The sequence below is a fragment of the Micromonospora sp. NBC_01392 genome, assembly GCF_045040125.1.
In the GTDB taxonomy this organism is placed as follows: Bacteria; Actinomycetota; Actinomycetes; order Mycobacteriales; family Micromonosporaceae; genus Micromonospora.
On sequence record NZ_CP109549.1, the window covers coordinates 3,520,752 to 3,533,636 of the forward strand.

Sequence of the window (12,885 nt, forward strand, 5' to 3'; positions counted from 1 at the left end):
GCCTCGCCGTCCGGTCCCCGCCGATCCGTCGATCGGTGACCGCATCCGCGCCCGCCGCGAGTTGCGCGGATGGAGCATTCGTCACGCGGCCAGCCGCGCCGGCATCTCGCACACGTCCTGGTCCCGGATCGAGCGCGGTCAACAGCGCACCGACCGGTACATGGTCGTGGACCTGGCCGCCGCGCTCGAATGCTCGGCGGTCGACCTGACCGGGCAGGCGTACACCCCGGCGGATCGGCAGCTCGACGCCGCCCGCATCGATGCCGAACGGGTCTGGCGGGCCATGATGGATTCGCCCATGGACGCGCGATCCGGTGCGGCTGCCACGGTCGAGCAGGTGCACCGTGAGGCGACTCTGGTGCGCGACCTGTACGGGCGGTGTGACTACGCCGGCGCGCTGCGGCGGCTCGTCGATCTGGTGCCGGCGATGCACGGCCTGACCGATCGTCGGGCCGCGTTGACGGAGATGGTGCCGGTGTACGGCGTCGCGATGGGCTCGCTCCTGAACATGAGCTACCCGGCCCATGCCTGGCTGGCGGCGGAGCGGTGCGCCGAGGCGGCCGGGCTGCTCGACGACCCGGTCGCGGTCGGCGTGGCGACGGCCAACCGGGCACGGGTGTCCGCCTACTCCGGGGCGTACCGGCCGGCGTGGGCGTGGTGTGACGCGGCGGCGGCCGACCTCGCGGGCAGCGCGGCGGAAGGGGCGTTGGACGTGCTGGGGTTCCTGCATCTCGCGCGGGCGCTGCACCTCGCCGGCCTGCGTGACCTCGTCGGCGCCGAGGGGCATCTCGCCGAGGCGGCGCTGATCGCCGCGCACACCGGGGAGACGGACAGATGGGACCTGGCCTGGGGGCCACGGAACGTGGCGATGTGGCGGATGGCGTTCCTGCTCGACACGGGCCGTCCGGAGGCGGCCATGGCGGCGGCGGCCGGAGTGGACCTGACCGGCCTGCCGGCGGTGCGGCAGGTGTACTTCTGGCTCGACATGGGGCGCGCCACCGAGGCGGTCGGCCGGGATCGTGAGGCGGTGCGGATGCTGCTCACGGCCGAGCGCGTCGGCCCGCAACATGCCCGCTCGTCGGTCGCGGCCCGCGAAACGGCGCGGTCGTTGCTGCGCAGGGGAGCGGCATCACCGGAGCTGCGTGGACTCTGTGAACGAATGAGTCTCACGACACAATAGTGGTGCGTAAGCGTTCCAGCCGATCCCTGCACATTCCGTAGCGTTCCGATCACAGGGATGCGGTGAATCGGTCGCGTCTTCTTCCGGCGCGACGGTGGCGGGCCCATCGCCGTGCCCATCTCGAAGGGGCCACCGATGGGCAACCGGCGTGATCAGGAAAACCACCGAGGCGAAGAGGCGGAAGCCGCCGAGCAGGAGGCGGCCCGGCAGCGGATCATCGCGCAGGCCGAGGCGGACCGGACACCGGTCGAGGACACCACCCGCGCGGTGCCGGACCGGCGGTGGCGTCGTGACCGGTGAGCGGGTGCCGATCGGTCGACGCGTCGGCCTACCTGCGGGTGCGCCGCAAGCTGTCGCAGCAGACGTTCGCCGACGGGCTGGGTAAGTCGAAGAGCGGGGTGGACAAGGTGGAGCGCGGCGTCAGGTCCCTAGAACGGTTGTCGACGATCCGGGAGATCGCGGTGAGGGCGTCGCGCGCATCCGGGTGGCCCTGTCCACGTACGGGATGACGGCCGGCCGGGACACGCCGCCGGCCCGGTGGGGCCGGGGCGGTGGTGGTGGACGCGTACCGGGTGGCGGCGGCGTTGCTGACCACGCTGGACGAGGCGGGTCTCGCCTGGCTGGCCGCCGACCGGGCGATGGCGGCAGCGGCGGGGACCGGGTTCTGTCGGCCTGCGCGGCGGTGCAGCTCGGACCGGTGCCGCGGGCGTCGGCGCGGGCACGGTCGGTGCTGTCGGCCGCCGCGTAGCGGGTCGCGCCGCGCGACCTCGATTCGGGTACGCCCGGGGAGTTGTCGCTGTGCGGGACGCTGCTGGCGCAGGCGGCGTTGACGGCGGCGCGGGCCGGCGACGGGCGTGCCGCCGGTGAGCCGGTGGACGAGGCGGCGGAGATGGCCGCCCGGGTGGGCGACGGACACGACCATTGTCGGACCGCGCTCGGGCCGGCGGCGGTGGACGTCGCGCGGGTGGTCGCCGCCGTGGAACGGGGCGACGGTGCGGAGGCGGTGGCCCGGCACGAGGTGGCGATCGCGGGGACGGCTGCCACTGGAGCATCGCGCCGCGCATCTGGTGGACGCCGCGCGCAGGCTCTCGACCGAAGCGCCGATCTTGGAGTTGTGGCACCTCCGATAAGGAGCGAAACCGGCATACCGCGGCACCACAAGTCCAAGATCGGCGGGGAGAGGGCGAGGGTGGGCGCGCTCCGGGACTGGTCACGCGGTATTCGTGAGTTCAAACTCCGCTGTTGTCACGACTTCGGGGGGTGAAACTCATCGGTCGGTCGTGACTTGTCGCACTGGGCCCGCGCCTCCCCCATCCGCAGGATTGACCTCAACCGATCAGCCGGTGGAGGCAACCGACATGGACGAACGGTACGACTCGTACTGCGCGGTCGATCCGCTCTTCTACGACTCGCTGGCCGGCACCACGGCCGACGCGGACGCCTACCCGACCGGCCCGGTGCCGGACGGCTGGGAGTGCGAGGTCAAGGACGACTGGCTGATCCACGGCCCGGTCGGCGGGACGCTCCCCGCGCAGGGCTGGAAGATCCACGTGTCGGCCCGGCTCGACAACGCGGAGCGCGTGCTGGCCCGGGTGGCGGACTACTGCCGGCCCCGTGGCATCGCGTTCAAGCACCTGCGCGGCCCGCGGCTGCTGCTCATGCGCAACAGCAAGTACGCCCGGCGCGGCGCCAGCGGGAAGTTCGTCACCGTCTACCCGCGTGACGACGCCGAGCTGGAGCTGACCGCCAAGGAACTCGCCGACCTGCTCGACGGCGAGCAAGGGCCGTACATCCTCAGCGACCTGCGCTACGGCGACGGCCCGGTGCACCTGCGCTACGGCGGCTTCGCGGCCCGCTACTGCGTCTCCGACGACGGGCAGACCGTGCCGGCGATCGAGACCCCGGACGGCACGCTGGTGCCGGACCGGCGGGACCCGGTGTTTTACGTGCCGGAGTGGGTGACGCTGCCCGACTTCCTCGCCCCGCACCTGGCCGCCCGGAACGCGGCCAGCACCACCGACCTGCCGTACCGGATCGAGAAGGTGATCCACTTCTCGAACGGCGGCGGCCTCTACGAGGCCCGTGACACGCGGACCGACCAGCGGGTGGTGCTCAAGGAGGCCCGGCCGCACGCCGGACTGGACGCCACCGGCACCGACGCGGTCACCCGGCTGCGCCGGGAGGCGCGGACGCTGCGCCGGCTGGCCGACGTGCCGCACCTGGTCCGGGTGCACGACGAGTTCGAGTTCGGCGGGCACGAGTTCCTCGCCCTGGCGTACGTCGAGGGTCGGCCGCTCAACCAGGTGGTCGTCGAGCGGTACCCGCTGGTGCACCTCGACGCCGACCGGGCCGACTACACCCGCTGGGCGCTCGACGTGCACCGCCAGGTCACCGAGGCGGTCGCCGCCATCCACGCGCACGGCGTCGTCTACGGCGACCTGCACATGTTCAACATCATGGTCGGCGACGACGGCGCGGTGACGCTCATCGACTTCGAGGTCGCCGCCGACGTCGCCGAGGCGACCCGGCCCGCGCTGCGCAACCAGGCGTTCGCCGCGCCCCGCGACCGCACCGGCGTCGACGTCGACAGGTACGCGCTGGCCTGCCTGCGGCTCGCCCTGTTCCTGCCGTTGACCGCGATGCTGCGGCTGGCCCCGGCCAAGGCGGCGCATCTGGCCGACGTGGTGGCCGAGAACTTCCCGGTGCCGCGCGAGCTGCTGGACGAGTCGGTCGAGGTGATCGGGGGCGGCCGACCGGCGGACCTGCGACGCGCGGTCACGATCGATCCGGACGACTGGCCGGGCCTGCGCGACCGGCTCGCCGAGGCGATCACCGCCAGCGCCACCCCGCACCGCGACGACCGACTGTTCCCCGGCGACATCCGCCAGTTCGCCGGCGCCGACGGCGGCCTCAACCTCGCGTACGGCGCGGCCGGGGTGCTCTGGGCGCTGCACGTCAGCGGCGCCGGCACGGACCCGGCGCACGAGCGGTGGCTGATCGACCGGGTCCGCCAACCCGCCTCCGGCAGCCGGCTCGGCTTCTACGACGGGCTGCACGGCATCGCGTACGTGCTGGACCTGCTCGGTCACCGGGACGAGGCGCTGCGCCTGCTCGACCTCTGCCTGGACCAGCCCTGGACCGAACTGCGCGACGACCTGACCGGCGGGCTGTCCGGCGTCGCGCTCAACCTCGCCCACTTCGGCGCGCTCACCGGCGAGCGGCGCTACGCCGACGCGGCCCGGCAGGCCGTCGACGTGGTGGTCGGCCGGCTCGGCGATGTCGACTCGGTCGCCGAGATCAGCGGCGGGCGGCACCCGTACGCCGGGCTGACCCGGGGCGGGGCCGGCGTGGCGCTGATGCTGCTGCGGATGTACGAGCGGCACGGCGACGACGACCTGCTCGACCACGCGGGCACCGCGCTCCGCCAGGATCTCCGCCGCTGCGTCCGCCGCGACGCCGGGCACCTGGAGGTCAACGAGGGCTGGCGGACCATGCCCTACCTGGCCGAGGGCAGTGTCGGCATCGGACTGGTGCTCGATCACTATCTGCGGCACCGGCCCGACGACGAGCTACGCGACCAGGCCGCCGCGATCCGCCGCTGCGCCGACTTCCCGTTCTACGCGCAGTCCGGCCTCTTCGCCGGCCGCGCCGGGATCGTCGCGTACCTCGCCGAGCGGGGGGAGCGGGACGCGGCCCGGGAACAGGCCCGGCTGCTCGGCTGGCACGCGTTGCCGTACCGGGACCGGACCGCGTTCCCCGGCGACCAACTGCTGCGACTCTCCATGGACCTGGCCACCGGCACCGCCGGCGTGCTCGCCGCGCTCGCCGCCACCCGGCCGGACGACGCGCTCCACCTGCCGTTCCTGACTCCGCTGCCCGGCGCGACGCGCGTCGCGGGCGCGGACTGAACGGCCACCGAACCCCCCGGTTCCCCCGGGGCGACCCGACCTGATCAATCGAGATGTGGAAGGAGGTGAATCGACATGGCTCTGCTCGACCTCCAGGGGATGGAGCTGCCGGCCGCCGAGCGTACCGGTGGTGGCAGCCAGGCCAGCCTGCTGCTGTGCGGTGACAGCTCGCTGAGCGTCACCACCTGTAACTGACCTGCCCGATCATCGACGTCACGAGAGAAAGAGGAATCGACATGGCTCTGCTCGACCTCCAGGGGATGGAACTGCCGGCCGCCGAGCGTACCGGTGGCGGCAGCCAGGCCAGCCTGCTGCTCTGCGGCGACAGCTCGCTGAGCGTCACCACCTGTAACTGACCTGCCCGATCATCGACGTCACGAGAGAAAGAGGAAGCGACATGGCTCTGCTCGACCTCCAGGGGATGGAACTGCCGGCCGCCGAGCGTACCGGTGGTGGCAGCCAGGCCAGCCTGCTGCTGTGCGGTGACAGCTCGCTGAGCGTCACCACCTGCAACTGACGATCAGTCGCTTGGCCCCGGGCCGGCTCACGCCGGTCCGGGGCCCGCGCCCGTGGGAGGCCCGATGACCCCCGCCGACCGGCTCGCGCTGCGCGCCGTCGCGTTCGCCGGCTGGTGGACGCCGGTGTTGGCGGTGCTCGCCGTGGTGGAGGCGGCGGCCCAACTCGCGCTTCCCACCGTGCTGGGCCGGGCGGTGGACGCCGCCGTCGGAGCCGCGCCGCAGTCCCCGCCCGGCCGGTGGCTCGCGGTGGTCGTCGCCCTGGTGCTGGTGCTGATCGGCGCGCGGGCGGCCCACGACTACGGCACCGGCGCGGCCGGCGCCCGCTCGGTCGCCGCGCTGCGGCACGCCCTGATCCGTCACCTGTTCGCGCTCGATCCGCGCACCGTGGGCCGCCGGCCCGTGGGTGACCTGGTCGGCCGGCTGGTGGGGCAGGTCGCCGACGCCGGGCAGGCCGCCCCGACAGCCGTGCTCGCCGGCAGCGTGCTGCTGCCACCGCTGGGCAGCCTGGTCGCGCTGACCCTGCTCGATTCCTGGCTCGGCCTGACGTTCGTGGTCGGGCTGGTGCTGCTGGCCGTGCTGCTGCGGCGGTTCGTCAGCGAGGCGTCCGGCGCGGTCGCCGGCTACCAGCGGGCCCAGGGCGACCTGGCCGGACGACTGGTCGAGGCGCTCGCCGGGGCGCGGACGATCACCGCCGCCGGCACCGCCGGGCACGAGGTCGAGCGGGTGCTCGCGCCGCTGCCCGAGCTGCGCCGCCACGGCCTGCGTACCTGGCGGGTGCTCGCCGGCGCGGCGGCCCGGGGCGCCCTGCTGAACCCGCTGCTGCAACTGGCGGTCGTCGCCGTCGGCGGCTGGTCCCTGTCCGCCGGTCGGCTGACGCCCGGGGAACTGCTGGCTGCCCTCCAGTACGCCACGATCGGCGCCGGACTGGGCGCCGCGATCGCCGCCGTCAACACCGCCGTGCGGGTCCGTGCCGGCTGCGGTCGGGCCGCCGAGATCCTCGACGAGCCGCCCCGCCCGTCCGGCGGCCGGGACCTGCCGCCCGGGTCGGGCCGGCTGGAGCTGAGCGGCGTGGAGGTCCGCGACGACGACGGGCGTCCGCTGCTCGACCGGGTCGACCTGCGGGTGCCCGGCGGCACGCTGCTCGCCGTCGTCGGGCCGTCCGGCGCCGGCAAGTCGCTGCTCGCGGCCGTCGCGGGCCGGCTGCGTGATCCGGACGCCGGCGAGGTACGCCTGGACGGCGTGCCGCTGCCGGAGTTGACGCCGACCGCGCTGGGCCGGGCGGTCGGCTACGGTTTCGAGCGGCCGGTGCTGGTCGGTGACACGGTCGGCGCGGCGGTCGGCTGCGGCGGCGACCCGGTGCCGCTGGCCCGCGCCGCCGAGGTCGACGACGTGGTGCAGCGGCTGCCCGAGCGGTACCGCACCCCGCTGGCCGGGCTCGCCCTCTCCGGCGGCGAGCGGCAGCGCCTCGGTTTGGCCCGCGCGCTGCGCGCCGAACGGCTGCTGATCCTCGACGACGCCACGTCCAGCCTGGACACGGTGACCGAGCACCGGGTGGTGGACACGCTCACCGGCCGCGACGACAGGCGTACCCGGGTGGTGGTGAGCCACCGGGTCGGCACCGCGGCCCGCGCCGACCTGGTGGCCTGGGTGGATGGTGGCCGGGTACGCGCGGTCGCCCCGCACCGGGAGTTGTGGGACGACCCGGCGTACCGGGCGGTGTTCCGGTCGTGACCACCGTCGGCGCGGTGGTCCGCGCGGAGCTGTCCACGCGACGCCGTCCGTTGCTGCGGCTGGCCGGCTGGTCGCTGGCCGAGGCGCTACCGGCGGCGTTGACCGGCCTGCTGACCGCCCGGGCCGTGGACGGCGGCTTCCTCGCCGGCCGGCCCGGTGTCGGGCTGCTCTGGCTGGGCCTGCTGGCGCTCGCGGTGCTGGTCGGCGCGCTCGGCACCCGGCAGGCGTACGGGCTGCTGGGCGACGTGGTGGAGCCGTTCCGGGACGACCTGCTGCGGCGGGTCGTCGCGGGCACGCTGGCCGGCGCGGGCGACGGACGGGTCGACGACGCGGCGGTGACCCGGCTGACCCACCAGGTGGAGATGGTCCGGGACACCTGGGCCGGCCTGCTGATGGTGGTCCGGGGCTTCGTGTTCGCCGCCGGCGCGGCCGTGGTCGGCCTCTGTTCCCTGGCGGTCCCGGTCGCGCTGCTGGTGACCGTGCCGGTCCTCGCCGGCCTGCTGCTGTTCGTCGCGGCGTTGCCGGCGATGGTGGCCCGGCAACGCGACTACGTCCGGGCCGGTGAGCGGCTCGGCCGGGACGCGGTGGTCGCGGTGAGCGGCCATCGTGACGTCCTGGTCAGCGGCACCGGGGACCGGGTCGTCGACTGGCTCGGTGGGCACGTCGACGCGCAGGCGCGGGTGGAGCGGCGGCTGGCGACCATGGCCGCCGCGCGCAGCCTGAGTCTGGCCGTCGGCGGGTGGCTGCCGGTGCCGGTGCTGCTGCTGGCCGCGCCGTGGCTGCTCGGGCGCGGTCTCGGGGCGGGCGCGCTGCTCGGCGCGCTGGTCTACGTCGTGCACGGCATCCAGCCGGCGCTGCACACGCTGTTCCAGGGGGTGGCGGCCGGCGGCCTGCGCTTCGTGGTCACCCTCGACCGGCTGCTGCGCACCTGCGTACCCCCGGCGGAGAGCGGCGTGGCGACGGCGGCGCCGCCGCCCGATCCCGCCGCGCCCGCGCTGTCGCTGCGGGCGGTGACCTTCCGGTACGGGCCGCACGCCGCGCCGGTGCTCGACGGCTTCGACCTGACCGTGCCGGCCGGCGATCACCTGGCGATCGTCGGCGCGAGCGGGATCGGCAAGTCCACGCTGGCGGGGCTGATGGCCGGCGTGCTGCGCCCCGACTCGGGCACGGTCCGCGTCGCGGGCACGCCGACCGGCGCGGCGACGCCGGCCGAGCTGGCCGCCCGCCGGGTGCTGATCCCGCAGGAGGCGTACGTGTTCACCGGCACGGTCCGGGACAACGTCCGCTACCTGCGGCCGGACCTGGACGACGCGACGATCAGCCGGGCGGCGGACCGGCTCGGCCTGGCCGAGTTGGTGGCCCGGCTCGGTGGCCTCGACGCGACGCTGCGGCCGGCGGGGCTGTCCGCCGGGGAGCGCCAGCAGGTGGCGTTGCTGCGGGCCTGGCTGTCGCCGGCGCCGTTGCTCATCCTCGACGAGGCGACCTGCCACCTGGACCCGGCCACCGAGGCGCGCCTGGAGCTGGCGTTCGCCGCCCGGCCCGGCACCCTCGTGGTGATCGCGCACCGGATCAGCTCGGCGGTGCGGGCCCGGCGCGTGCTGCTGCTCGACGGCGGGCAGGCCCACCTGGACAGTCACCACGGGCTGCTGGCCGGTTCGGCGGCGTACCGGGAGATGGTGGGTTACTGGGAGGGCGGCGGCGACCGGTCAGATCCAGCAGGACTCCCGGGCGGTCCGCACCGCTTCCCAGCGGGTCCGGGCACCGGTCTTGGCCATGATGTGGGACAGGTGGTTGCGGACCGTGCCCGGTGAGACGCCCAGCTTCTGGGCGACCTCGCGGACCGGCAGGCCCTCGGCGACCACGTCCAGCACCTCCCGCTCCCGGGGGGTCAACGGATTGTCGGCCACCTCGAGCGCGGCGACGACCAGGTCCGGGTCGAGCACGACCTGACCGTCGGCGATCTGCCGGACCCCCTCGGCGATCCGGTCGGGCGGCACGTCGTGGTTGAGGAAACCGATCCACCCGCGATGCTCGGCGAGCATCGCGCGCAGCCGCCCGGCCCGCCGCTGGTCCACCAGCACCAGCAGCCGGCCGCCGTGGCTGCCGTCGGCCGCGGCGGCGAGCCGGGCGAGCTGGTTCACCGGTACGACGTCGACGTCGACCACCGTGACGTCGGGGCGTTCGCCGAGCAGCGCGGCCCGGACGGCGTGGGGAGTGTCCGCCTCAGCGACCACGTCGATGTCGCCCTGGGCGGTCAGCAGGTGGGCGAGCGCGCCCCGGACCAGCCGTCCCTTGAGCGCGAGCAGCGTGCGGACCATGTCGACTCCCTGCCATGACCCCCGTCTTCCTGACCTATCGTGAACAACTGATAACCAGCCGTCAGGAATCTTATTTAAGTCACTGTGCCGACGACACCCGGTGTCGGCCTGTTGTCAGATCCAGCCGGCCTCCTGGGCGCGTTGCACCGCCTCCCAGCGGTTCCGGCCACCGGTCTTGCGCAGCAGGCTGGACAGATGGTTGCGGACCGTCCCGGGAGCGAGGTGCAGCACCGCGGCGATCTCCCGGCTGGGCAGACCCTTCGCGGCGGTGGCGGCCACCTCCCGCTCCCGCTCGCTCAGCGGGTTGACCACGGTGTCCAGCGCGGCGACGGCGGTCAGCGGGTCGATCGCGCGGCGCCCCTGGGCGACGGTCCGCAACTGGGCGAGCATCTCCTCCGGTGGCACGTCCTTGGCGACCACCCCACGCACGCACAGTTGCAGCACCAGGCGCAGCACCCGGGCGCTCGGCCGGTTCGTCAGCACCACGACCGCGCAGTCCGGCGCGGCGGCGCGCAGCGCGGCGACCACCGTCGCCGGCTCGTCCTCCGGGTTGAGGTCGAGCAACGCCAGGTCGGCGCGGCGGCACAGGTCGCCGGCGTCCGTGTCGCCCTCGGCCACCACCTCGAAGTCGGCCGCCGCCGCGACCACCCCGGCCACGAGCGTCCGGCACAGGCTGGGTGTGCCGAGCACGGCGACCCGGATCGCTGGTGTCGAGCCGGCTGCCGATTCGCTACGAGTATCGTTCACGGGACTACTGTGCCCGACACACCGTAACCGGTCACCCCCTGTGCTGTGCGTTTCCGGCGCGATCCCGCCATGTGGTTGCCGCCGGGCGTGGCGGGGCGGGGCCGGGCCGTCAGCGTCCGAGTGCGACGGCCAGCCGGCGGACCGCCTCGTCCATCACCTCCGGCCGGGCGGCGGCGTAGGTGAGGCGCAGGTGCGGCGCGGGCGGTTCGGCGGCGTACCAGGGCCGTCCGGGGAACACGGTGACCCCCTCGGCGGCGGCCCGCGTGGTCACCGCGACGTCGTCGGCGCCGTCCGGCAACCGGACCCACAGGTGCAGGCCGCCGCGGGGGACGTCGGGCGGGGTCAGCGCCGGCAGGTGGCGGTCCAGCGCCGCGAGCAGCGCGTCCCGGCGGGCCCGCAGCTCCTTGCGCAGCGTACGGCGGTGCCGGTCCCAGGCCGGCGCGGCGACGAACTCCAACGTGGCCTGTTGCAGCGGCCCGGCCACGAAGAAGTCGTCGAGCAGCCGGGCGGCGCGCAGGCGTTCCCCGGCCGGCCCCCGCGCGGCCAGCGCGGCGATCCGCAGGCCGGGCGCGGCGGGCTTGGTCAGCGAGCGCAGGTAGACCACGTGCCCGTCCGGGTCGTCGGCGGCCAACGGTGGCGGCGCCTCGCCGTCGATGGTCAGGTCCCGGGCGTAGTCGTCCTCGACCAGGAACGCGCCGGCCTCGCGGATCGCGGTCGCCACCTCGGCCCGCCGGGCGGGGCCGAGCGTCGCGCCGTGCGGGTTGGCGTGCAGCGGCTGGCAGTAGAACAACCGGGCGCCGGTGCGGGCGAACGCGGCGGCGAGCTGGTCGGGGCGGACCCCGTCGGCGTCGGCGGGCACCGGCACCACCCGCAGCCCGGCGGCATGCGCGGTGGCCAGCGCGCCCAGGTAGGTGGGGGACTCGACGAGCAGCGTGTCGCCGGGCACGGTGAGCGCTCGCAGGGTGGACGCGAGCGCGGCCTGCCCGCCCGGGCAGATCACCACGTCCTCGGCCCGCAGGCCGCCGCCGGTCTCCCGGGCGAACCAGGCCCGCAGGTCGGTCCGCCCCTCGACCGGGCCGCGTTGCCAGGCCGCCGGGTGGCGGGCGGCGCGGGCGAGCGCCGCGCCGAGCGCGGCGGCCGGCTGGAGTTCCGCGTCCAGGTAGCCGCCGGTCAACGGGATGGCCCCGGCCGGCGGCAACGCCAGGAGCGCCTGCATCTCCTCGCCGCCGGAGCGCCGGGAGCCCAACGCGACGGTCTGCCAGGACAGGTCCGGGCGGGGCGGCTCGACGCGCCGGGCCGCCACGAACGCGCCCCGCCCCGACCGCGTCTCGACCAGCCCCTCCGCGACGAGCCGCCGGGTCGCCTCGGCGACCGTCACCGGGGAGGCGTGGTGGTGGGCGGTCAGCTCCCGCACCGACGGCAGCCGCGTCCCGGGCGCGGCGGCCCGCACCAGCGTACGCAGGTGGTGGACAACGCGGTCGGTAGCGCTACCATCGTTCATGACGGAACAGAGTAGCGCTACTGAACCCATGACGGTAACAGCCCGGCCGGGCGCCGGTGTCGCGCTCGGCGCGCTGGGCGTGCTGGCGTTCAGCATGTCGCTCCCGGCCACCCGCGTCGCCGTGCACACGCTCGACCCGTGGTTCGTCGCGTTCGGACGGGCCGTCGGCGCGGCGCTGCTCGCGGCGGCGTACCTCCGCCTGACCCGAGCCCCGCGCCCCACCCCGGGCCAGTGGCGACGACTGGCCGTCGTCGCGCTCGGCGTGGTCGTCGGCTTCCCGCTGTTCACGTCGCTCGCGCTCACCACGCAGACCTCCGCGCACGGCGCGGTCGTCGTCACCGTGCTGCCCGCCATGACGGCGGTCTTCGCGGTGCTCCGGGCCGGCGAACGACCGCCACCGCTGTTCTGGCTCGCCAGCGCCGCCGGGCTGGCGCTGGTGCTCGCGTTCCTCGCCACCGGCGGTTCGATGCGCGGCACGCTCTCCCTGGCGGACCTGTTCCTGCTCGCCGCCGTCGTGCTGTGCGGCCTCGGGTACGCCGAGGGCGGCGTGCTGGCCCGCCAGCTCGGTGGCGCCCGGACGATCTGCTGGGCGTTGCTGCTCTCGCTGCCGGTCACGATCCCGGTCACGGCGGTGGCCGCCGCCGCCCACCACCCGCGGGCCGGTGCCGCCGGCTGGACCGCGTTCGGCTACCTCACGCTGGTCTCGATGTTCCTCGGCTTCTTCGCCTGGTACGCCGGGCTGGCCCGGGGCGGCATCGCCAAGGTGGGGCAGATCCAGCTCGTCCAGCCGGTGCTCACGCTGCTCTGGTCGGCGCTGCTGCTCGGCGAGGCGATCACCCCGGCCACCGTCGCCGTGGCCGGGGCGGTGCTGGTCTGCGTGGTGCTCATCCAACGCACCCGGGGCGCCGCCCGCCCCCGCGACTACACCCCGCCCCACCCCGAACAGGCCGTCCAGCGGTAGTGCTCGCGCCGCCGTCCTGAT

12 protein-coding genes and 1 pseudogene are annotated in these 12,885 nt (G+C 75.1%); 10 read left to right on the plus strand and 3 right to left on the minus strand.

Annotation, left to right across the window (positions count from 1 at the left end; translation table 11 throughout):
* Positions 1-31 precede the first annotated feature (31 nt).
* The 9 genes and pseudogenes from OG767_RS15790 to OG767_RS15830 all read left to right on the plus strand — a co-directional run bounded on the left by OG767_RS15790 (position 32) and on the right by OG767_RS15830 (position 9,148).
* Positions 32-1,180 carry a helix-turn-helix domain-containing protein gene (locus OG767_RS15790; protein ID WP_405094228.1) on the plus strand — a complete coding sequence of 383 codons (1,149 nt, stop codon included), beginning with the start codon at positions 32-34 and terminating at the stop codon, positions 1,178-1,180.
* A 135-nt stretch (positions 1,181-1,315) separates the two neighbouring features.
* The gene (locus OG767_RS15795) at positions 1,316-1,480 is read left to right on the plus strand and encodes a hypothetical protein (protein WP_405094085.1); all 165 of its coding nucleotides are present in this window, start codon (positions 1,316-1,318) and stop codon (positions 1,478-1,480) included.
* Positions 1,470-1,641: pseudogene (locus OG767_RS15800) on the plus strand (helix-turn-helix domain-containing protein); the annotation flags it as partial. The gene OG767_RS15795 and the pseudogene OG767_RS15800, both read left to right, overlap by 11 nt.
* A gap of 897 nt (positions 1,642-2,538) precedes the next feature.
* Complete coding sequence (gene lanKC, locus OG767_RS15805) at positions 2,539-5,088, plus strand: class III lanthionine synthetase LanKC (protein ID WP_405094086.1); 2,550 nt, start codon at positions 2,539-2,541, stop codon at positions 5,086-5,088.
* A 75-nt stretch (positions 5,089-5,163) separates the two neighbouring features.
* Positions 5,164-5,283, plus strand: a complete 120-nt coding sequence (locus OG767_RS15810; protein ID WP_269692070.1) for a SapB/AmfS family lanthipeptide — start codon at positions 5,164-5,166, stop codon at positions 5,281-5,283.
* 41 nt (positions 5,284-5,324) lie between these two features.
* Complete coding sequence (locus tag OG767_RS15815) at positions 5,325-5,444, plus strand: SapB/AmfS family lanthipeptide (RefSeq protein ID WP_269692070.1); 120 nt, start codon at positions 5,325-5,327, stop codon at positions 5,442-5,444.
* A 41-nt stretch (positions 5,445-5,485) separates the two neighbouring features.
* On the plus strand, positions 5,486-5,605 hold the full coding sequence (locus OG767_RS15820) for a SapB/AmfS family lanthipeptide (RefSeq protein ID WP_269692070.1): 120 nt from the start codon (positions 5,486-5,488) through the stop codon (positions 5,603-5,605).
* Between the two features lie 64 nt (positions 5,606-5,669).
* The gene (locus OG767_RS15825; RefSeq protein ID WP_405094087.1) at positions 5,670-7,337 is read left to right on the plus strand and encodes an ABC transporter ATP-binding protein; all 1,668 of its coding nucleotides are present in this window, start codon (positions 5,670-5,672) and stop codon (positions 7,335-7,337) included.
* Positions 7,334-9,148 carry an ATP-binding cassette domain-containing protein gene (locus OG767_RS15830; protein WP_405094088.1) on the plus strand — a complete coding sequence of 605 codons (1,815 nt, stop codon included), beginning with the start codon at positions 7,334-7,336 and terminating at the stop codon, positions 9,146-9,148. Before OG767_RS15825 ends, OG767_RS15830 begins: the two co-directional genes overlap by 4 nt.
* Here OG767_RS15830 and OG767_RS15835 read toward each other — a convergent pair.
* From OG767_RS15835 to OG767_RS15845, 3 genes are all read right to left on the minus strand, one after another.
* Entirely contained in the window at positions 9,044-9,655 is a 612-nt protein-coding gene (locus OG767_RS15835) for a LuxR C-terminal-related transcriptional regulator (protein ID WP_405094089.1), read from the minus strand. The two genes, OG767_RS15830 and OG767_RS15835, sit on opposite strands and share 105 nt — an antisense overlap.
* A gap of 114 nt (positions 9,656-9,769) precedes the next feature.
* Positions 9,770-10,402, minus strand: coding sequence for a LuxR C-terminal-related transcriptional regulator (locus tag OG767_RS15840; protein WP_405094090.1), 633 nt, complete (start codon positions 10,400-10,402; stop codon positions 9,770-9,772).
* 109 nt (positions 10,403-10,511) lie between these two features.
* Positions 10,512-11,903, minus strand: coding sequence for a PLP-dependent aminotransferase family protein (locus OG767_RS15845; protein ID WP_405094091.1), 1,392 nt, complete (start codon positions 11,901-11,903; stop codon positions 10,512-10,514).
* 28 nt (positions 11,904-11,931) lie between these two features.
* On the opposite strand from OG767_RS15845, the gene OG767_RS15850 reads away from it, so the two are divergent.
* On the plus strand, positions 11,932-12,864 hold the full coding sequence (locus tag OG767_RS15850) for a DMT family transporter (RefSeq protein ID WP_405089245.1): 933 nt from the start codon (positions 11,932-11,934) through the stop codon (positions 12,862-12,864).
* The last annotated feature ends 21 nt before the right edge of the window (positions 12,865-12,885 follow it).

Coding starts and splice junctions, on each gene's coding strand:
- OG767_RS15795 (WP_405094085.1), top strand. CDS start 1,316: ATGGGCAACCGGCGTGATCAGGAAAACCACCGAGGCGAAGAGGCGGAA.
- lanKC (WP_405094086.1), top strand. CDS start 2,539: ATGGACGAACGGTACGACTCGTACTGCGCGGTCGATCCGCTCTTCTAC.
- OG767_RS15810 (WP_269692070.1), top strand. CDS start 5,164: ATGGCTCTGCTCGACCTCCAGGGGATGGAGCTGCCGGCCGCCGAGCGT.
- OG767_RS15815 (WP_269692070.1), top strand. CDS start 5,325: ATGGCTCTGCTCGACCTCCAGGGGATGGAACTGCCGGCCGCCGAGCGT.
- OG767_RS15820 (WP_269692070.1), top strand. CDS start 5,486: ATGGCTCTGCTCGACCTCCAGGGGATGGAACTGCCGGCCGCCGAGCGT.
- OG767_RS15825 (WP_405094087.1), top strand. CDS start 5,670: ATGACCCCCGCCGACCGGCTCGCGCTGCGCGCCGTCGCGTTCGCCGGC.
- OG767_RS15835 (WP_405094089.1), bottom strand. CDS start 9,655: ATGGTCCGCACGCTGCTCGCGCTCAAGGGACGGCTGGTCCGGGGCGCG.
- OG767_RS15845 (WP_405094091.1), bottom strand. CDS start 11,903: ATGAACGATGGTAGCGCTACCGACCGCGTTGTCCACCACCTGCGTACG.
- OG767_RS15850 (WP_405089245.1), top strand. CDS start 11,932: ATGACGGTAACAGCCCGGCCGGGCGCCGGTGTCGCGCTCGGCGCGCTG.